At 64.8% G+C, this 18,435-nt stretch carries 19 protein-coding genes; 2 read left to right on the top strand and 17 right to left on the bottom strand.

The genetic code is table 11. The features are described 5' to 3' along the window. Position 1: 1 nt before the first annotated feature. The 10 genes from AC0L2L_RS02420 to AC0L2L_RS02375 form a co-directional block, all read right to left on the bottom strand. Positions 2 to 1,279, bottom strand: a complete 1,278-nt coding sequence (locus AC0L2L_RS02420) for an L-fuconate dehydratase (protein WP_473575929.1) — start codon at positions 1,277 to 1,279, stop codon at positions 2 to 4. A 69-nt stretch (positions 1,280 to 1,348) separates the two neighbouring features. Next, complete coding sequence (locus tag AC0L2L_RS02415; protein ID WP_473575927.1) at positions 1,349 to 2,080, bottom strand: SDR family oxidoreductase; 732 nt, start codon at positions 2,078 to 2,080, stop codon at positions 1,349 to 1,351. A gap of 18 nt (positions 2,081 to 2,098) precedes the next feature. After that, positions 2,099 to 2,545, bottom strand: a complete 447-nt coding sequence (locus AC0L2L_RS02410) for a MaoC/PaaZ C-terminal domain-containing protein (protein WP_473575926.1) — start codon at positions 2,543 to 2,545, stop codon at positions 2,099 to 2,101. Positions 2,546 to 2,553: 8 nt separating this feature from the next. Continuing rightward, positions 2,554 to 3,627, bottom strand: a complete 1,074-nt coding sequence (locus AC0L2L_RS02405) for a Gfo/Idh/MocA family protein (protein WP_473575925.1) — start codon at positions 3,625 to 3,627, stop codon at positions 2,554 to 2,556. Beyond that, positions 3,620 to 3,949 carry an L-rhamnose mutarotase gene (locus AC0L2L_RS02400; protein ID WP_473575924.1) on the bottom strand — a complete coding sequence of 110 codons (330 nt, stop codon included), beginning with the start codon at positions 3,947 to 3,949 and terminating at the stop codon, positions 3,620 to 3,622. The genes AC0L2L_RS02405 and AC0L2L_RS02400 overlap by 8 nt, the downstream gene beginning before the upstream one ends. Positions 3,950 to 3,959: 10 nt before the next feature. Beyond that, positions 3,960 to 5,072, bottom strand: coding sequence for a mandelate racemase/muconate lactonizing enzyme family protein (locus tag AC0L2L_RS02395; RefSeq protein WP_473575922.1), 1,113 nt, complete (start codon positions 5,070 to 5,072; stop codon positions 3,960 to 3,962). Position 5,073: 1 nt separating this feature from the next. Beyond that, complete coding sequence (locus AC0L2L_RS02390) at positions 5,074 to 6,171, bottom strand: ABC transporter ATP-binding protein (RefSeq protein ID WP_473575920.1); 1,098 nt, start codon at positions 6,169 to 6,171, stop codon at positions 5,074 to 5,076. A 5-nt stretch (positions 6,172 to 6,176) separates the two neighbouring features. Beyond that, the gene (locus tag AC0L2L_RS02385) at positions 6,177 to 7,043 is read right to left on the bottom strand and encodes a carbohydrate ABC transporter permease (RefSeq protein WP_473575918.1); all 867 of its coding nucleotides are present in this window, start codon (positions 7,041 to 7,043) and stop codon (positions 6,177 to 6,179) included. A gap of 2 nt (positions 7,044 to 7,045) precedes the next feature. Further along, positions 7,046 to 7,942 carry a carbohydrate ABC transporter permease gene (locus AC0L2L_RS02380; RefSeq protein ID WP_473575916.1) on the bottom strand — a complete coding sequence of 299 codons (897 nt, stop codon included), beginning with the start codon at positions 7,940 to 7,942 and terminating at the stop codon, positions 7,046 to 7,048. Between the two features lie 150 nt (positions 7,943 to 8,092). After that, positions 8,093 to 9,409, bottom strand: coding sequence for an ABC transporter substrate-binding protein (locus AC0L2L_RS02375; protein WP_473575914.1), 1,317 nt, complete (start codon positions 9,407 to 9,409; stop codon positions 8,093 to 8,095). A 165-nt stretch (positions 9,410 to 9,574) separates the two neighbouring features. Between AC0L2L_RS02375 and AC0L2L_RS02370 the strand changes: the two genes are divergently transcribed. Together AC0L2L_RS02370 and AC0L2L_RS02365 are read left to right on the top strand one after the other, a co-directional pair. Beyond that, positions 9,575 to 10,363 (top strand): IclR family transcriptional regulator, encoded by a 789-nt coding sequence (locus AC0L2L_RS02370; protein WP_473575913.1) that lies wholly within the window; start codon positions 9,575 to 9,577, stop codon positions 10,361 to 10,363. Between the two features lie 168 nt (positions 10,364 to 10,531). Continuing rightward, positions 10,532 to 11,371 carry an amidohydrolase family protein gene (locus AC0L2L_RS02365; RefSeq protein ID WP_473575912.1) on the top strand — a complete coding sequence of 280 codons (840 nt, stop codon included), beginning with the start codon at positions 10,532 to 10,534 and terminating at the stop codon, positions 11,369 to 11,371. Between the two features lie 9 nt (positions 11,372 to 11,380). Here AC0L2L_RS02365 and AC0L2L_RS02360 read toward each other — a convergent pair whose 3' ends face one another. The 7 genes from AC0L2L_RS02360 to AC0L2L_RS02330 form a co-directional block, all read right to left on the bottom strand. Next, complete coding sequence (locus AC0L2L_RS02360) at positions 11,381 to 12,346, bottom strand: ABC transporter permease (protein ID WP_473575910.1); 966 nt, start codon at positions 12,344 to 12,346, stop codon at positions 11,381 to 11,383. Between the two features lie 5 nt (positions 12,347 to 12,351). Beyond that, positions 12,352 to 13,293: an ABC transporter permease gene (locus AC0L2L_RS02355; RefSeq protein ID WP_473575909.1), complete on the bottom strand. Its 942-nt coding sequence runs from the start codon at positions 13,291 to 13,293 to the stop codon at positions 12,352 to 12,354. Then, positions 13,290 to 14,027 (bottom strand): ATP-binding cassette domain-containing protein, encoded by a 738-nt coding sequence (locus tag AC0L2L_RS02350; protein WP_473575908.1) that lies wholly within the window; start codon positions 14,025 to 14,027, stop codon positions 13,290 to 13,292. The genes AC0L2L_RS02355 and AC0L2L_RS02350 overlap by 4 nt, the downstream gene beginning before the upstream one ends. Further along, entirely contained in the window at positions 14,020 to 14,757 is a 738-nt protein-coding gene (locus AC0L2L_RS02345) for an ATP-binding cassette domain-containing protein (RefSeq protein ID WP_473575907.1), read from the bottom strand. The genes AC0L2L_RS02350 and AC0L2L_RS02345 overlap by 8 nt, the downstream gene beginning before the upstream one ends. 157 nt (positions 14,758 to 14,914) lie before the next feature. Next, the gene (locus AC0L2L_RS02340; protein ID WP_473575905.1) at positions 14,915 to 16,099 is read right to left on the bottom strand and encodes a substrate-binding domain-containing protein; all 1,185 of its coding nucleotides are present in this window, start codon (positions 16,097 to 16,099) and stop codon (positions 14,915 to 14,917) included. 25 nt (positions 16,100 to 16,124) lie between these two features. Further along, on the bottom strand, positions 16,125 to 17,252 hold the full coding sequence (locus AC0L2L_RS02335; protein ID WP_473576093.1) for an extracellular solute-binding protein: 1,128 nt from the start codon (positions 17,250 to 17,252) through the stop codon (positions 16,125 to 16,127). Positions 17,253 to 17,272: 20 nt separating this feature from the next. Beyond that, complete coding sequence (locus AC0L2L_RS02330) at positions 17,273 to 18,433, bottom strand: CaiB/BaiF CoA transferase family protein (RefSeq protein ID WP_473575903.1); 1,161 nt, start codon at positions 18,431 to 18,433, stop codon at positions 17,273 to 17,275. Positions 18,434 to 18,435 lie beyond the last annotated feature (2 nt).

The raw sequence follows: 18,435 nt of genomic DNA, 5'->3' as shown, positions 1-18,435 counted from the left end.
ATCAGGCGCGATGCAGATAGTCTTCGATCGACTGCGCCTTCATCTCGATCGAGAAGCCGGGCGCGCGGGGCGGCATGTAGGCGGCGTCGCGGATCAGGCAGGGTTCGAGGAAGTGCTCGTGCAAATGGTCGACATATTCGATGACGCGACCGTCCTTGCTGCCCGACACCGCGACATAGTCGATCATCGACAAATGCTGGACATATTCGCACAGGCCGACGCCACCGGCATGCGGCCAGACCGGCAGGCCGAATTTGGCGGCGATCAGAAGCACCGCCAGCACTTCGTTGAGACCGCCCATGCGGCAGGAATCGATCTGCACGACATCGATCGCGCCGCCGGCGATGAACTGCTTGAACATGATGCGGTTCTGGCACATCTCGCCGGTCGCGACCTTGATCGGCGCCACCGCCTTGCGGATTTTCGCATGGCCGGCGACATCGTCGGGACTTGTCGGCTCCTCGATGAAGAACGGCTTGGCGAAGGCAAGGTCTTTCAGCCAGTCGATAGCCTGGTCGACCTCCCAGACCTGATTGGCGTCGATCATCAGGTATCTGTCCGGGCCGATGGCCTCGCGGGCGATCCGCAGGCGGCGGATGTCGTCGGCGCGGTCGCGGCCGACCTTCAGCTTGATGTGATCGAAACCCTGGTCGACAGCTTCCTGGCATAGGCGCCGCAGCTTGTCGTCGGGATAGCCGAGCCAGCCGGCCGAAGTGGTGTAGCAGGCATAGCCTTCGCGCTCGAGCGTGGCGATGCGCCCGGCCTTGCCGGCTTCGCCCCTCTTCAGGATTTCAAGCGCCTCAACGGGCGTGATCGCGTCGGTGAGGTAGCGGAAATCGACGATGCGCACGATCTCTTCCGGGCTCATCTCGGCGACGAGGCGCCAGACCGGCTTGCCGGCCTCCTTGGCCCACAGGTCCCAGACCGCGTTGACCACTGCGCCGACCGCAAGGTGCATGGCGCCCTTGTCCGGGCCGATCCAGCGCAACTGGCTGTCGCCGGTGACGTGGTGCCAGAAACGGCCGGGATCCTGCTTCACCCAGTCGAGGTCGAGCCCGACGACGAGATGGCGCAGCGCCTCGATCGCCGCGCAGCAGATCTCGTTGCCGCGGCCGATGGTGAAGGTGAGGCCATGACCTTTCAGCGACGGGACATCGGTATCGAGGATGACATACGCACCCGAGTAATCCGGGTCTGGATTCATCGCGTCCGAACCGTCGAGGCTTTGCGACGTCGGAAAGCGCAGGTCGAAGGTTCTGAGGTCCGTGATCCTGGTCATGTCATCCTCTTAGCTGCCCGCCTCGTAACTGGATTACCGCCGTCGCTCGACCTGGCCGCCGAAACGGCCTCAGATCGACCAGCCGCCGTCGATATTATAGGCCTGTCCGGTCGTATAGGTGGCGCCAGCCAGATAGACGGCGAGGTCGGCGATCTCCTCCGGCGTCCCTATCCTGCCCATCGGCTGGCGGGCGATGAAGGCGGCACGGGCCGCCTCATAGTCGCCCTGCGCCTGCATGCGGCCCTGCAGTGAAGGGCTCTCGACGGTGCCCGGGCAGATGGCGTTGCAGCGGACGCCTTTGGCGACATAGTCGGCGGCGATCGATTTGGTCAGGCCGACCACGGCCGCCTTGGTCACGCCATAGGCGAAGCGGTTCGGCACGCCCTTCGGCGCGCCTGCAACCGACGCCATGTTGATGATCGAGCCATCGCCATGCTCCAGCATGCCGGGCAGCACGGCGCGGATGGTGCGGATCATGGCGCGCACGTTGAGATTGAAGGCAAAGTCGAGGTCCTCGTCCTTCATCTCCAGGATGGAGCCGGAATGGACGACGCCGGCGCAATTGAACAGCGCGTCAATGCGGCCGATCTCTGCGAAAGCAGCTTTGACGGCATCGTCGTTCAGCACATCGAGCTTGCGCGTCTTGATGCCGGGCGTCTTGCCAAGCTCGGCCAGGGCCGCCTCATTGATGTCGGTGGCATGGACGATGGCGCCGGCTTTTGCGAAAGCCAACGCGCTTGCCCGGCCGATGCCTTGCGCAGCCGCCGTGACCACCGCGACCTTACCTGTCAGATCAGCCATGTTGTTTGTCTCCGTCTGTCAGCCGAGCCGTCGCTCGACGATGTAGATGTGATCCGCCGCCAGCACGACCTCGTCGCGCTGATTGATAACTTCGACGCGCTCGATGACGCGACCCGAAGCGGGGCGCTTGGGGTCATCCTCCTTGGCCGCGATGGTGGTGCGCGTGCGGATCGTGTCACCGATGAAGACGGGCTTGATGAAGCGCAGCCGGTCGTAGCCGTAGGAGAAGGCGACGGGGTTGATCACGCTCGCCGTCAGGCCGACGCCGACCGAGAAGACCAGCGTGCCATGGGCGATGCGCTGGCCGAAGGGTGTCGTCTTCATGTACTCGGCGTCCATGTGGTGCGGGAAGAAATCCCCGGTGTGGCCGGCATGGACGACAAAGTCGGTCTCGGTGATCGTGCGGCCGCCGGTGAGGCGCGACGAACCGATCTCGTAGTCTTCGAAATAGGTGGTCTGTTCCATGTCCTGCCTTACGGCTTTGCGGCGAGCGGCGTCGCCGGCGCGGCGCTCGATTTATAGGCGGCTTCAACCAGCGCCATGGTGTGCCAGGCATCTTCGACGGAGCTGACAAGCTCGGCGTCCTCGCCGGAAGCGAAGCGCTGGATATTGGCCATGCGACCGACAAAGGCGTCGGGGAACCATTCGCCGGCGAGCGGCACGCTGACCCAGTCCGACCGGCCCCTGGGATGGATTTCCAATATGTCCGGCTCGCCGCGCGGATAGTCGAGGTTGAGGCCGAGCTTGACGTAGGCCGCGCCCTCGGTGCCGCAGATGCGGAACTCGCAGGCCTGGTGGCGGCGGCCGAATTTGTGGTCGTGATTGATCGAGAGCGCGCAGCGCACCGTATCGCCGTAATCGAGGATGGCGCTGGTGCGGGTCTGCGCGACCTTGTGATTGGGATGGCCGAGCGTCTTGGCATGGACGCCCAGCGGATTGCCGAGAAGCTGGCGGATCAGGTCGAGATAGTGGATCGAGTGCATGGCGATCTCGACACGCGGCGCCTTGAGCAGGAATTCCCAGAGCTGCCATGGCGTGTCGAGCGCCAGCAAGGCATCGAAGTCGACGACTTCGCCCAGCCAGCCCTTGGCAATGGCGTCCTTCAGCGCCAGCATCATCGGCGCGAAGCGGAGCTGGAAATTGACCGCCGCCCTGAGGCTCTTGGCGCGGCAGATTTCGAGGATTTCCGTGGCCTCGCCGAGATAGTTGCCCATCGGCTTCTGGATCAGCGCCACCGCGCCGTCGGGCAGCGCCTTCAGCACCTCGGCATGCCGGCCCGGCGGCGTCGCCAGATCGAAGATCGCGTCCTTCACCGCTGCTGCTTCTTCAATCGAGTGAAAGGCCATCACGCCCCATGTCTCGGCGAGCTTCTGCGCCTTGGCCTGATCCGGATCGTAGAGGCCGGAAATCGGGAAGCCGGCCTTGCGATACGCGGGAAAATGCGCGTCGCCGACGATCGAGCCGGCGCCGAAGGTGACGATCGGGCGCGGCTTCGAGGGTTTTGGCCAGGACTGCGCCAGCGATGCCGGATCGAAGGCATCAGTCATGATGGCAGACCTCGTCCATCGTCGCCCACCATTCGCCTTCCTTGCGGGTCGGCAGCGGTTCCTGGCAAGGCATGCAGACCGCCCACCATTCCTGGGTCTTCGGGTCGGCGGCCATCCTGGCCATGTCGGCGGCATAGTCGGCGCCGTGGTACTCGAAATAAGAGAACAAGAGGTTCTCCGGCCGTTTCAGGTAGATCGAATAGTTCTTGATGTTGCAGGCCGAGATCATGGCGAGAACGTCCGGCCAGACGGCGGCGTGCAGGCGGACATATTCCTCGACCTTCTCGGGCTTCAGGCCAAGCACCATTCCCATGCGCTGCATATCCGCCTCCCTATTTCACGATCGCCGTGGTGAACTCGGCGATGCTTCTTGCCTTGACCGCGTCCCAGTCCCAGTCGATGCCGATGCCGGGCTCGCTGGGCGCCAGCGCATGGCCATTCTCGATGCGCATCTTGTCGCCCGTCAACTCGTCGAGCTGCGGAATATACTCGACATATTTGCCGTTCTGGATGGCGCAGACCAGACTGACATGCAGTTCCATCAGGAAATGCGGGCAGACCGGCATGTCGAAGGCCTCCGCCGCATGCGCCACTTTCAGCCAGGGCGTGATGCCGCCGATACGGCCGACATCGACCTGGACGATGTTGCAGCCACCCTTCTGCATGTATTCGCGGAAATGCCTTATCGAATAGAGCGACTCGCCGACCGCAATGGGTGTCGCGGTCGAATTCGACAGGCGCACATGGCCGTCGATGTCGTCGGCCGGCAGCGGCTCCTCGATCCAGGCGAGGTCGAGCTCGCGCAGCCGCTCGGCGCGGCGGATCGCCTCGTCGACGGAAAAGCCCTGGTTGCAGTCGGTCATGATCTCGTAGCCGTCGCCGACCGCCTTGCGCACGGCCGACAGCCGCGCGACGTCTTCCGAGCCGTGCGGCTTGCCGATCTTGACCTTCGAGCCGGTAAAACCCTTCGCCTTCGCGGCAAGCGCGTCCTCGACCAGTGCGGCCGTCTCGATATGCAGCCAGCCGCCTTCGGTAGTGTAGAGCGGACAGCGGTCCTTGGCGCCGCCAGCGAGCTTCCACAGCGGCAGGTTCTGCTTCCTGGCGCGCAGATCCCAAAGTGCAGTGTCGATCGCGGCCAGCGCGATCGCGGTGATGGCGCCGATGGTGGTGGCGTGGGTGGCGAATTCGAGGTCGTGCCAGATCGCCTCGATCTGGTCGGCGTCACGGCCGATCAGGCGCGGCACAAGATGGTCGGCCAGAAGTCGCATCACCGAAGAGCCGCCGGTGCCGATCGTGTAGCTGTAGCCGGTGCCCGACGCGCCGTCGGAATCGGTGATGGTGACGATCGGCGTCTCCTGGCTGACGAAGCTCTGGATGGCATCGGTGCGCTTCACCTTCGGCACGAGGTCGACCATGCGCAGCTCGACTTTCTCGATTTTTGCCATGTCAGATCCTCAGCGACTTGCCGGTTTCGGCGGAGAACAGATGCGCGCGGCTCAGGTCGAAGCTCATGCCGATCCTGTCGCCCGCCTTTAGTGGCTTGGGATTGAGCATGCGCGACACCCAGTCGGTGCCATTGAACTCGGCGAAGACCAGCGTTTCGTTGCCGAGCGGCTCGGTGATGCTGACCGGCAGCTCGACGCGGTGGACTTCGGTTTCACCGCCGGAACTCAGGCCGTGGCCGGTGGGGTAGAAATCATCGGGGCGGATGCCGAACACGACCTTGTCGCCGGCAGCCGTCCTCGACTTGAACTGGCCGGGCAGCGGCAGGCTGTCGCCGCCGCTGAACACCAGTTTGCCGTCGCTCACCGTCGCCTCGTGCAAATTCATCGGCGGCGAGCCGATGAAGCCGGCGACGAAGTGTGTCGCGGGACGGCTGAACACTTCGTCCGGCGTGCCGACCTGTTCGATGTAGCCGGCGCGCATGATGACGATGCGGTCGGCGAGCGTCATCGCCTCGACCTGGTCGTGCGTGACGTAGATGACCGTCGACTTCACCTTGGCGTGCAGCTTCTTGATCTCGGTGCGCATCTGCGTGCGCAGCTTGGCGTCGAGGTTCGATAGCGGCTCGTCGAACAGGAAGACGTCCGGATCACGCACGATGGCGCGGCCCATGGCGACGCGCTGGCGCTGACCGCCGGAAAGCTGCGAGGGGCGTCGCTCGAGCAGCTCGTCGAGGCCAAGGATGGCGGAGGCCTCGGCGACGCGCCGATCCATGTCGTCCTTGGCGGCGCCGGCGATCTTGAGCGAGAAGCCGAGGTTCTCGCGCACGCTCATGTGGGGATAGAGCGCGTAGGACTGAAACACCATCGAGATGTTGCGCGAGCGCGGCGGCAGGTCGTTGACCATGCGGCCGCCGATGTCGATCGTGCCGCCGCTGATATCCTCGAGACCCGCGATCATGCGCAAAGTCGTCGACTTGCCGCAGCCGGAGGGGCCGACCAGCGCGATGAACTCGCGGTCGGCTATCTCGAGATCGATGCCATGCACGATCTCCATAGTGCCGTAGCGTTTGGTGAGCTTTTTCAGCGAAACCGTTGCCATGCAAATCAACCTTTCACCGCGCCGGAGGTCAGGCCGCCGACGAGGTGTTTCTGGACGATATAAGTGAGGGTCAGCGCCGGGATGATCATCACCACGGCCAGCGCGCACATGCCGCGCCAGTCGATGGTGAACTCGGCGGTGTAGTCGAGCAGCCCGACGGGCAGCGTCTTGGAGTTGACGGAACGGGTGAGCTGCGAGGCCAGCGCGAACTCGTTCCAGCAGGTGAGGAAGGCAAAGATCGCGGCCGATGCGATGCCCGGACGCGCGAGCGGGAATTCGACCTGCCAGAACGCCTGCCAGCGCGTGCAGCCGTCGATCTGCGCGGCTTCGGCGAGGTCCTTCGGCACCTGGCGGAAGAAGCCGTCGATCAGCCAGATCGTGAACGGCACGTTGAGCGCGACATAAGCGAGGATCATGCCGACATGGGTGTCGATGATGCCCAGCCGCACATAGAGGAAGAACAGCGGCAGCGAGAGCGCGATGCCGGGCACGGTGCGCGTCAGCATCAGGCCGAGGAACATGCCCGACTTGCCGCGGAACCGGTAGCGCGCGAAGGCATAGCCGCCGGCCATGCCGATGGCCACCGCGATCACCGTCGAGGTGACCGAGATGATCAGCGAGTTGCGGAAATAGTCCAGCACCGGGATGCCGCCCTTGCCGATGCCGCTGAACATGGCGACATAGGCGTCGAGGGACAGCTCTTGCGGGATCCAGACCGGCGGCTTGGCCATGATCTCGACCGTGGGCCTGAGCGACGACAGCACGATCCAGATGCCCGGCAGGCAGATGACGAGCATGGCGAGGAACAGGCCGACGCGGTGCGCGACGGTCAGCGCGCGGCGCGTGAGGCGGGCGGAGGCGTTCTCGTCCATCTTCACCACTCCGCGCCGATCTGCGCGCGCGCCGCGGCGAGCTTGTTGTAGAAATAGACGGTGAAGGCGATCGACAGCAGGATCGAGAAATAGGCCATGGCGTTGGCCATGCCCATGCGCGCATCGCTGTAGGCGGTGCGCCCGACAAGCGTCCACAACAGTTCCGTGCGGCCGGCCGGGCCGCCATCGGTCATGATCTTGACGATGTCATAGGCGCGCGCCACGTCGAGCGAGCGGATCGTCATGGCGATGTAGGCGAAGGGCATGACGAACGGCCAGGTCACATAGCGGAAGGTCTGCCAGGGCGTGCAGCCATCGACGCGCGCCGCCTCGATCGGCTCCTTGGGCATGGCGAGAAGCCCGGCCAGGATGAGGATGGCGAAGATCGAGGTCGACGACCAGATCTCGGCGATCGAGATGGCGATGAAAGCGAGACGGCCTTCGATCAGCCACGGGATGGCGTCCTGCGTAAGCCCTAGAGACTGCAGCGCGTTGTTCACCAGGCCGATATTGTCATTGAACATGAACTTGAACTGGAAGCCGACCAGGATCGGCGAGAACATCATCGGGAACATCATCAGCGTGCGCAGGATGCGTTGCCCGCGCGTCGCCTTCTCGACCAGCATGGCCAGGCCCAACCCAAGCAGCATTTCGAGGTTGAGCGCGATGGTGAGCAACAGAACGGTGCGGCCAAAAGCCCACCAGAAATCCGCATTGGACAGGATCGAGAGGTAGTTGCGGAAGCCGATGACGACGAAGAACGTCTCGGGCCGCGTCAGGCGAAACGGCGTGAAGCTGGAATAGAGCGACAGGATCAACGGCAGCACCACGACCGCCGCCAGCACGATGGTGGCCGGGAGCAGCAACAGGAACGGCGCGGATGGCTTGAAGCCCTTCATCAGGATCCTGTGAGGTTTTGCATTCGACTTCGGGCGACTTCGGACCGCTCACCGGCAAGGCCCGGTCTGTGCAGACAGGCTCTGCCCATAGCGGCAAGACACTGTCGCCTCCCCCATTCGCGATGGGGGAGGCAGCGTTGGCAGCAATGTCTAGAGCTTGCCGGCGTCCTGGAGGATCTGCGTCGCCTTGGCGGCGGCCTCATCCAGGGCCTGCTTGGACGTCTTGTCGCCAAGGATCGCCGCCTGCAGTTCGGGATAGACGGCGTTCGAGATCTCGATCCACTCAGGCGTCTGCGGCACGGCGAAGGCGTGCTTGGCTTCCTCCTGGAAGGCGGCCAAAACCTCCTTCTTGTACGGATCGTTTTCGGCCTGCTTGAGGTCCCAGTCCCAAACCGCGGTGCGGGTCGGCAGCGGGCCGGCGGCGGCTTCCAGCTTCTGGCTGTCCTCATTGGTCAGCCACCACACCAGGGATGCGGCTGCTTCCTTGTTGGCGCAGTTCTCGGTCACCGAGAAGCCGTGGAAGCCCGACCAGCCGGTGCGCTTGCCGGAAGAACCCTTGGGCGCGACCTTGACACCGACATTGCCGGCGACCTTCGACGACTTCGGGTCGTTGAAGAAACCGGCCCAGCCCGGCCAGTCGAGATTGATCGCCACGGTGCCCGAAGCAAAGCCCTGACCGAGATCGTCCCACAGATAGTTGGTGGTGCCGGCCGGCACGGCCTTGGCCTTGTAGAGGTTGACGAACCAGTCGAGCGCGCGGATGCCGGCCTCGGAGTTGAAGGCGGGCTTGCCGTCCTTGTCGAGATATTCGCCGCCCTCGGCGACCACCATCTCGTAGAAGCGGCCGTTGATCGCCTCTTCCTTGCCGGCGAACTGCGTGCCGTAGAAATTGGGCGGGTTGGCGAAGAACTCGGCCTGGTCGGTGACTTCCTTCCAGGTGTCGGGCGGAGCCAGGTCATAACCGTATTTGGCTTTGAACTTGGTCTTGTTGTCGGCGTTCTCGTAGAGGCTCTTCTGGTAGTAGAGCGCCGAGACGTCGAACTGCGCGCGCGGCAGCATCTCGAGCTTGCCGTCGATGGTCGCGGCTGTGATCGTCGACGGCACGAAGGCGTCGATCTCTTCCTTCGGCAAGAGCTTGCTGAGGTCGGTGTAAAGGCCGGTATATTGCGGCGCGAAGGACGAATGGTTCCAGCCGACGCACCAGTTGGTGCTGCCCGAGGCGATGTCGGACTTCAGCTCCTTGTCGATGTCGAAGCCGTTCTTCTTGGTCAGGATGTTGACCTTGGCGCCGGTGGCCTTCTCCCATTCGGGGATGCGCTCGTAGAGCTTTTCATATTGCTGGCCGCCGATCAGCTTCACGTCGATCGTCACGCCCGGAAATTTGCCGGGCAGATCGGCTGAAAATGCCGTGCCGCCGAGCAGCAGGCCGGCCAGGCCGGTGGAAATGCCTAGAAGCAGTCTCGTCATGTTCTCCTCCCATGAGCTCGCGGCGACGGCTCGCCGAGTGCGTAGCCGATCGCCTAAGCTTCATTCATATGCAAATAGCATTTTCATTCCCGGGTCAAGCCGATTATGCTTCCCGTGGAATGAAGTTCATGCATATATGCAGATTGAAATTCACTGGAGGGGCAGGTGGCAGAGGAAGAAGACGGGGACCGCTACCGCGCGCCGGCGCTCGACAAGGGCCTGGATATCCTTGAGCTCCTGTCGGGCGTTGATGGCGGGCTGACGCAGGCCGAGATCGCCAAGCGGCTCGACCGAAGCCCGAACGAGTTCTACCGTATGCTCGACCGCCTGGTGCGGCGCGGCTATGTCACCAAGATCGACGGCGACCGCTATTCGCTGACGCTCAAGCTTTTCGGCCTCGCGCAATTGCACGCACCGGTGCGGCGGCTGGTGTCCTATGCAACGCCGATCATGCGCGACCTGGCCGAGACGTCATGGCAGGCCAACCAATTGGTGGTGTTCGACCGCGGCGCCGCCGTGGTTATCGCGCAGCAGGAAGCGCCGCGCTACTGGGGTATCTCGATCCGCGTCGGGTCGCATATCAGCCTTTTCGACACCGGTTCCGGCCATGTGCTGCTTGCCTTCCGCTCGCCCGAAGAGCGCAAGATGATGATCGCCGAGCATGTGCAGAGCACGGAACAGTTCAACCTGACACCGGAGTTCTTCGCCCGCCTCGACCAGGTGCGCGACCGCGGCTACGAGATGATGGCCTCGTTGCAGACCGCCGGCGTCTACAATCTGTCGACGCCGGTGCTGGGGCCGGATGGCAGAGCCATCGCCGCGCTGACCATCCCCTACATCACCCTCGTCAACGCGCCCACGGCGCCCGACATCACGCTGACGATTCGGCATCTGCAAGGCGCCGCGTCGCGGCTCTCGCAGCTCGCCGGGTCCGACGTGCCGCAATCGTCGTAATTTCTTATTTGAATAATGGATTTTTCGGCGAGATAGTGCCTTAGAGCGGGACGAAGCCAAAGCAGCCGGTCATCCCGCTCTAAGGCTTTGTTTTTTGGAGCATGATCTTATCCGAAAAGTCTGCAACTTTTCGGGATCATTCTCGAGGACCAAGGAGGATACGCCGCCATGATCATCGACACGCATCTGCACCTCATCGACGAGAGCGCGCTTCGCTATCCGTGGCTGGCCGGCGTGCCGGCGCTGAACCGCGATTTCCCTTATGGCGAATACGCCGTCGACGCGCGGCGCTGCGGCATCGACGGCGTCCTCCATATGGAGGTCGATGTCGACCCCGCCGACATCGCCGCCGAGACCGCCCATGTGAAGTCGATCGCCGGCCAGGCTGGCAGCCTGCTCCGCGGAGCGATCGCCTCCTGCCGACCGGAGGAGCCCGGTTTCGAAGCCTATCTGGAGACGGCCAGGGCCGACCCATTCGTCAAGGGTTTCCGTCGCGTGCTGCATGTCGTGCCCGACGATCTTTCGGAAGGGGCGCTGTTCCGCCAGAACATCAAGCGTCTCGCCGGCACCGGCCTGACATTCGACCTGGTGGTGCTGCCGCATCAGATCCCGAAGGCGATCGCGCTCGCCGACCTCGCACCCGACGTTCAGTTCATTCTCGACCATTGCGGCGTGCCCGATATCAAGGGCAATGCGGAACATCCGTGGCGCGAGCATATGGAAGCAATCGCAAAACGGCCGAACGTCGTCGGCAAGATCTCCGGCGTCGTCGCATATGCCGACCCGGCGACTTGGACGGCCGATACGCTCGGGCCCTATGTCGAGCATACGATCCAGTCCTTCGGCTGGGACCGGGTGATCTGGGGCAGCGACTGGCCGGTCTGCACGCTGGGCGGCGGGCTGACGACCTGGATTGCAGCGACGCACGCGCTGCTGACCGGGGCCAGCGACTCGGAGCGGACGCGCCTGCTTTCCGGCAATGCGCGCCGGCTGTGGCGGCTTGGATAGTCGCTCGATCTAGATCGTCGTGCGAACGTGGCGCTCGCGTCCGTACAGCGAAACCAGCAGCAGGATGACCAAGCCGAGCGCGGCCTGCACCGTCGACGGCCGGAAGCCGAGGCCGATCAGCAGCGTGTTGATTTCGGTGAGCACAAGAACCCCGGCAATGGTGCCGAGATAGTTGCCGCGCCCGCCGACCAGTGCCGCGCCGCCGACCACGACGGCGGCAATTGTCTGGAACAGATAGGGCTGGCCGACATCGCCATAGGCCGAACCGGTGAAGCCGAGCAGCAGCACGCCGGCCATCGCCGCGAAGAAAGCGCTCGCCGCATAGGTGACCACCCACATGCGCAACGGATCGATGAGCGCCAGCGGCGCTGCCTCCGGGTTGCTGCCGACCGCGTAGAGCCGGCGGCCATAGGGCGTGCGGGCGAGCACCAGCACGATCAGCACCGTCAGCACCCCGAGGCATGGCACCAGCAAGGGCACGGGCAAGGGGCCGACCGAGCCGCCGATCGAGACGAAGGTTGACACAGCCTCGGGTGCCGACCCAGACGGGAAGCCGCCGGTCCACAACAGCACGGCGCCCTGGATGATCATGCCGATGCCGAGTGTGACGATGAGTGGATGGATATTCAGTCCGCGCGAGATCAGCCCGTTCAGGGCGCCGATCGTGACGGCAAGGATACCGACGAGAACACAGACCAATGCAAAGTTCCATCCTTGGCCATAAAGCTGCGCCGCCACGACATTGGCAAAGCCGATGACGAAGGGAATGGAAAGATCGATGCCGCCGAGGATGACGACCAGCGTCTGGCCGATGGAGGCCACTGCCAGCAGCGAGGCGATGACCAGCAGCGCGCGGATGGCGAAAGGCGCCGAATAGCCGGGAATGAGCAGCGTGCCGACGATCTGAAGCAGCAGCGCCATCAGGAAAGCGCCGGCGATGCGGGCGTTGGTGGACTGGAACCAGTTGCGGGTCATCCCGGTCAGCCTTTCCGCCTCGCCAACCGCTCCTGCAACGCCGTCAGCACGACGGCGACGACGAGGATCAGGCCATAGGCGATCTGCAGCACATAGGTGGAGACATTGAAGGTGGTGAGCAGGCTCTGCAGCAGGAAGATGTCGATGGCGCCGATCGCAGCGCCGCCAAGCCCGCCACGTCCACCCGCGAGGCTGACGCCGCCGAGCGCCACGGCGGCGATCGCAATCAACGTGTAAGTGGGACCGATGTTGGGGTCGGCCGAGCCGATCAGCCCGGTGAGCATCAGTCCGGCAGCGGCGGCAAAGATCCCCGTCAGGACATAGGCGGCGAGCCGCACCTTGGTCACCGGCACGCCGGCTGTGTAGGCGGCGCGGTCGTCGCTGCCGACCGCCATCAGCAGGTCGTAGTAAGGCGTGCGGCGGATGAGGAACCAGCACAGGCCGATCAGCGCCAGCGGCATGATCGAGAGCGGCCCGGCCATGGCCTTCAGCCAATCCGGAGCGGGACCGATCGGCGCCGGCAGGATGGTGAGCGTGATGCCAGTCAGGATCAGATAGGTGCCGAGCGTCGCCACGATCGGCTGGATACGGACGATTGTGGCCAGCGCGCCGTTGGCGGCGCCGACCGCCGCGCCGACCAGCAGCGCGGCCGGAACGATGACCAGCGGCGACGAGATGCCGAGATTGAGGAACAGCACCTGGATGACCAGCGCGTTGACGAAGCCCATTAGCGGGCCGACGGAGATGTCGATGCCGCCGCGTCCAGCGAGGATGACCGGCGCCGAGGCGACGGCCGCGCCGATCAGGGGTGCGGCCAGCCCCAGCAACGTGCCCCAGGACGACGGCTGGAAGCGCGCCGGATTGAGCGCGACGTCGAGCACGAGCAGGATGACGAGCATCACCACGGCAAAGCCGACGCCACGGAGCTTGCGAAGGACCGGGCTCATGCGGCGCGTCCGAACATGGCGGCAATCACCGTGTCGGCGGTCATCTCCGCGCCCGCGAACTCGGCCGACACGCGCTGCTCGCGGAACACCAGCACGCGATGGCAGAGAACCAGGATCTCCTCGATCTCGCTGGACAGGATCACCAGGGCCATGCCCTCGGCGGCGAGGCCGCGGAAGACGTCGTAGAGGACATGGCGGGTCGCCACGTCGACGCCGCGCGTCGGATCGTTGAGCAGAAGGAAGTCCGGCTCGAGAGCCAGGGCCCGCGCGAGCAGCACCTTCTGCTGGTTGCCGCCGGACAGTGTTGTTATCGCCGCATCGGGACGCGGCGCGACAATGCCGAGCTTCTGCCTGTAGGCCTCGTAGCGCCGGCGCCGGGCGGCAAAGCTGAGTAGCCCGAAACGGCAATCATTCGACACGGTGGAGATGGCGAAATTGTCGAGCACCGATTGGGTCGGAAAAATGCCGGTCGAACGGCGGTCGCGCGGCAAATAGGCGATGCCCTTGGCGACAGCTTTGCGGAAGCTGGTGATCGATCCCGGCTTGCCGTCGACCGCGACCTCGCCGCCGACCGGCGACTCGAGCCCCGCCAGCGCGCGCAGGAAGCGTTCCTGGCCATGACCGTCGAGCCCGGCAAGACCGACAATCTCGCCCGGCGCGATCGTCAGGCTGATCGGATCGACCCCGGGAGCGATGACAAGCTCGCGGACATGAAGAGCCTTTGCCTCAGCCATGCGCCAGCTCCGCGGCAGTTTGCGGCGCCATCGCCGCCAGAAGCTCGGCAGGCGTCGACACGCCACGCTCCTCGGTCTTCACCACACGGCCCGCGCGCAGGATGGATATGCGGTCCGACAACGCCATCACCTCGTCCATGCGGTGGGTAATGAACAGGACCAGCGTGCCCGCCCCGGCCATGGCGCGCATCAGCGCGAAGACCGATTCGCGATCGGCGAAATCAAGCGCCGCCGTCACCTCGTCGAGGATCAGGACGCGCGGATTGCGGATTACGGCGCGCGCCAGCACGACAAGCTGGCGCGCGGCAAGCGGCAGCTCGCCGCATGGCCGGTCAAGATCGATCGGCGTCACCGCGAAGCGGCTGAGCGCCGCCTGCGCCCGGGCGCGCCGCTCGCCGCGCGGCACGCCTCGCCGCCAAAACCCGTCGAGACCGAGCAGGATGTTGTCGGTCACCGAACGGTCGGGCGCGACCAGCACCTCCTGGAAAACGGTGGCGAAGCCGGCAGCCTGGAAGGCGGCGGGCTCAATGCCGGAAAGCGCCCTGCCGTCGAGCAGGATCGCACCGCCATCAGGCTGGACGATGCCGGACAAGAGCTTCACCAGCGTGCTCTTGCCCGAGCCGTTCTCGCCGAGGATCGTATGGATGGTGCCTGGCCGGAAGGCGATGGATGCCTCCGCCAACGCGACCGTTTCGCCATAGCGCTTGGAGACGCCTTGGACTTCGATCATTCTTCTTTCCAGAGTGGGGAAGCCGGCCGTTAGAGCGTTTCACCGTTTCACGGAAACGGCGAACCGCTCTATCTTTTCGTTTTGACGCAATTCCGGACGGAAAACCGTTTCACACTTTTCCTGGAATTGCTCTAGCGAGAGCCGGCTTCGCAAAACATCACTTGGCGCAGGCGTCCGGCACCTTGGCGTAGTCCCAGCCCTTGGTCGGCGCGGGATTGGTGAAATAGGCGTCGAGCACGTCCTCGGGCATCGGGTCCGTTGGCGGCACCGGGAAGACCGAAACGGCATCCGGCGTCATGCAGTCCTTGTACCATTTGCCGAGCTCGGCGGCGTGCACCGGCGGAATCGGGATCAGCAGCGTGTTGAGCTTCGGCTTCTGGCCGTCGAGCATACGCTCGCCGACACGGAACAGCGTCTGCGCCGTCCAGCCCGGCAGCACGGCATGGCCCTCGAAGCGGTACCTGTCGGGATTGGCCTTCCAGTAGCCGAGCGCGTCGCCGGTGATCGAGCCGGTGATCAGCGGCGCCGGCCGCCCAGCTTCGGCGAAGGCCTCGGCCACGACGCGGCTCTCGCTGCCGGTCGTCCACACCGCATCAATCGGCGCCGGATTGGTGGCGATCGCCTGCAGCACCACCGTCTTGGTGACATTGGCCGTCCAGTTGCCATTGACGGTGCGCGCGATCTTGAGGCCCTTGTTCTCGGCGAGCGCCTTGTCGGCTCCCTGCTTCTCCTGGACCACGATCGGATGACCGGCGATGCCTTCGACCACCAGCACGCTTGAGTCGGGCTTGGCCTTGCCGATCGCCGTCATCATGTCGTAGCCCCAGCGGGCATAGTTGGAATCGACATTGATGGCGTTGGGGCTGGTGATCGAGCCCGCCGCCGTGATGAAGGGAATGCCCGCCTTGGCCGCAGCATCCACGGCATCGTCGAGCGCCGTCGCCGAGCCGGGGATCGAAGTGATGATCGAGCATTTCTTGTCGATGAAGGCGCGGATCTGGTTGATCTGCTGGCTCGGGTCGTTGTTCGAATCCGATACCTCGAAGCTCGACACCGTGCCGTCAGCTATAAGGCCATCGACCAGCCGCTTCAGTTCCTTGGTGACCGACACGCGCCACGGATTGCCCTGGTAGCTCTCCGAATGGCACCACTTCCATGGCTTGGCCGGCGGCGTGAAATTATCCCAGGCCGACGGCAGCACTTTCTGCGGCGCGCCGTCATACTGCGCCTTGAGATCGGCGGGCAGGCCGTCGATCACCGATTTGACGTCCGCGGCATGAGCGGCGAGCGGGACCCCGACTATGGCAGTTGCGGCGAGAAGGCCGCGTATCAGGCTGGTCATTTTTTCCTCCCTTGGTGCACTAGAACTAACCGGCGGCAGCCGGCGCGAAACTCTCCCGGAACAGGCGATTGATGTCGGCAACGACGCGACGGGCGTCCTGCCGGCCGGCAAGGCCTTCATTGATGCGGTCGGCGGCCTGCTTCTGGAACGCCATGTAGCCGTCATGGCGCGGGCGAACCCAGGCGCCTTCAAGCGTCGCCCGCGTGGCGCGATAGAAGCCGCCGGTCGCGGCGTTGACGGCGTCATCCTCCCAGGCCGCGGCATGGCCGGGCTGGCCGCCCGCGGCCGCGTAGGGGCCGCGCTGCACGTCGCCGCCGGCGATCCAGTAGGCGAAGTCGATCGCCGCTTCGCGAGCGGCGGAAAAGGCGGAGACGGCAATGCCGGTGCCACCGAGCGCCGAGCCAATCGGGCCGCTGCCGCCGGCGACCGGCATGTCGGCAAAGGCGAGGCGGTGCGGCCGGAAACCCGCAACGGCGTAGGGAACATAGCCGTAGACCAGCGGCACGCAAGCAGTGGGCGAGCCGGATTGTGCCATCCTTTCGAACACGGCGATCGGATCCATCGCCAGGCATGCAGGATCTACCAGCGCCGCGATCTCGCGCAGCATCTCGAAGGCGGTTTCGCCGGTCTCGCCATCGACCATGTCGCCCGGTCCCTCGACCGCGCATGGCCGGCCGACTTCGGCGGCTAACGTGAAAAAGCACATCAGCGAATGCGGTGGCCTGAGCGGCAGCAACACGCGGCCCTGCTCGGCAAGCGCCAGCACTTCGGTCCAGATCGTCGGCGCCGCCTCGATCAGATCGGGCCGCCAGGCCTGGACCTGGGTCGCTGCATCGATCGGGAAAGCCCATTGCCGGCCCTGCCAGGTGTAGCTCGGATAGGACCGACCGACGCTTGCCTGCGCGAGTGCCTCGCGTTCCGCCTCGCGTCCAGGCACATCGAGCGGTGCCAGGCACTTTTCGGCAGTGATCTGGCCGACATGCGGATGGTCGATGACGATCAAATCATAGGCGCGGGCGAGCTCGTCGACCGGGAAGGATTCGAAATCCTGCAGCGAGCGTTTTTCCCAGTCGATCGAGACGCCGGTCTTTTGCTTCCACAGCGCCGAGCACGCCACCATCGGGTCATAGCCGCGCGGATGGCTCCAGGTCATGCCTTTCAACGAAACACCGCTCACAGGCCGAACTCCGCGCGGATTTTTTCGCTGTGCTCACCGATGCGTGGCGCTGCCCGATCGACCTTGGCGCGCACCCCGTCGACACGCAGCGGCGTGCGCGTGGTGAGGATCGAGACGTTGTCCTCGCGCGTCACGGTCTGCAGCATGTCCAGCGTCCTGAAGCCGTCGCTTGCCATCAGCTCCGGCCAGGTCAGCACCTTGGCGCACCAGACATCCGCCGGCTCGAGAATGGCCAGCCATTCATCGATGGTTTTCTCGGCGATGCGGCTGGCGATGATCGCCTTGATCTCGTCGCGGGCGGTGAACCAGGTCGCCGGCTTGTCGCGGAACGGGTCCAGCTCAGGCAATTCGAGCAGGTCGGCGATCTTCGGTATTGGCGTCATGGCGATCGCCAGGTAACCGTCCTTGGCCGGATAGACGCCGTAAGGCGCCGAGAGATAGGCGTGCGCGCTGCGGAAGGACGAGCGCTTCGGCAGGCGGCCGCCGTCATTGAGATGCGTGGTCAGCACCTCGAACTGGAAGTCGATGAGCGCCTCGAGGAGGCTGGTTTCGACATGGCCGCCCTGGCCGGTGATGCCGCGCCGTACCAGCTTGGCGAGTATGCCTTGCGCGCAGGCTGCGCCCGCCAGCATGTCGGCAATCGCCAGGCCGAACGGCACCGGCCCCTGCTCCTCGTCGCCGTTCAGCCACATGACGCCGGAGCGCGCCTGCGCCAGCAGGTCCTGCCCCGGGCGCTTCACCCATGGTCCTTCCTCGCCATAGCCGCTGATCGAAGCGTAAACGAGCCGGGGATTGATCGTGCTCACATGCTCATAGTCGAGGCCGAGCCGTTCGATGACGCCCGGCCTGAAATTCTGGATGAGCACGTCGGCCTTGGCGATCAGCGCGCGCAGCATGGCGAGGTCGGCGTCGTTCTTGAGGTCGACGGCAAGGCTTTCCTTGCCGCGGTTGATGGCGTGGAAAATGGTGGAATCGCCGCCGATCTCGGTGTCGCTGAGATAAAGCCGGCGCGAAAGGTCGCCGCCATCGGGCCGCTCGATCTTGATGACGCGCGCGCCAAGGTCGAGCAGGCGCAGCGAGCAGTAGGGTCCCGACAGGAACTGGCTCATGTCGACGACGACGAGGCCGGTCAGCGGAAGTTCCTTTTCAGCGGCCACGG

It is taken from the genome of Mesorhizobium sp. WSM4832, assembly GCF_055811115.1.
This window is presented reverse-complemented; position numbering and strand designations above follow the sequence as displayed.

Excerpts from the sequence above, each read along its gene's own strand:
- AC0L2L_RS02420 (WP_473575929.1), bottom strand. The coding sequence starts at position 1,279 with ATGACCAGGATCACGGACCTCAGAACCTTCGACCTGCGCTTTCCGACG.
- AC0L2L_RS02415 (WP_473575927.1), bottom strand. The coding sequence starts at position 2,080 with ATGGCTGATCTGACAGGTAAGGTCGCGGTGGTCACGGCGGCTGCGCAA.
- AC0L2L_RS02410 (WP_473575926.1), bottom strand. The coding sequence starts at position 2,545 with ATGGAACAGACCACCTATTTCGAAGACTACGAGATCGGTTCGTCGCGC.
- AC0L2L_RS02405 (WP_473575925.1), bottom strand. The coding sequence starts at position 3,627 with ATGACTGATGCCTTCGATCCGGCATCGCTGGCGCAGTCCTGGCCAAAA.
- AC0L2L_RS02400 (WP_473575924.1), bottom strand. The coding sequence starts at position 3,949 with ATGCAGCGCATGGGAATGGTGCTTGGCCTGAAGCCCGAGAAGGTCGAG.
- AC0L2L_RS02395 (WP_473575922.1), bottom strand. The coding sequence starts at position 5,072 with ATGGCAAAAATCGAGAAAGTCGAGCTGCGCATGGTCGACCTCGTGCCG.
- AC0L2L_RS02390 (WP_473575920.1), bottom strand. The coding sequence starts at position 6,171 with ATGGCAACGGTTTCGCTGAAAAAGCTCACCAAACGCTACGGCACTATG.
- AC0L2L_RS02385 (WP_473575918.1), bottom strand. The coding sequence starts at position 7,043 with ATGGACGAGAACGCCTCCGCCCGCCTCACGCGCCGCGCGCTGACCGTC.
- AC0L2L_RS02380 (WP_473575916.1), bottom strand. The coding sequence starts at position 7,942 with ATGAAGGGCTTCAAGCCATCCGCGCCGTTCCTGTTGCTGCTCCCGGCC.
- AC0L2L_RS02375 (WP_473575914.1), bottom strand. The coding sequence starts at position 9,409 with ATGACGAGACTGCTTCTAGGCATTTCCACCGGCCTGGCCGGCCTGCTG.
- AC0L2L_RS02365 (WP_473575912.1), top strand. The coding sequence starts at position 10,532 with ATGATCATCGACACGCATCTGCACCTCATCGACGAGAGCGCGCTTCGC.
- AC0L2L_RS02360 (WP_473575910.1), bottom strand. The coding sequence starts at position 12,346 with ATGACCCGCAACTGGTTCCAGTCCACCAACGCCCGCATCGCCGGCGCT.
- AC0L2L_RS02355 (WP_473575909.1), bottom strand. The coding sequence starts at position 13,293 with ATGAGCCCGGTCCTTCGCAAGCTCCGTGGCGTCGGCTTTGCCGTGGTG.
- AC0L2L_RS02350 (WP_473575908.1), bottom strand. The coding sequence starts at position 14,027 with ATGGCTGAGGCAAAGGCTCTTCATGTCCGCGAGCTTGTCATCGCTCCC.
- AC0L2L_RS02345 (WP_473575907.1), bottom strand. The coding sequence starts at position 14,757 with ATGATCGAAGTCCAAGGCGTCTCCAAGCGCTATGGCGAAACGGTCGCG.
- AC0L2L_RS02340 (WP_473575905.1), bottom strand. The coding sequence starts at position 16,099 with ATGACCAGCCTGATACGCGGCCTTCTCGCCGCAACTGCCATAGTCGGG.
- AC0L2L_RS02335 (WP_473576093.1), bottom strand. The coding sequence starts at position 17,252 with ATGACCTGGAGCCATCCGCGCGGCTATGACCCGATGGTGGCGTGCTCG.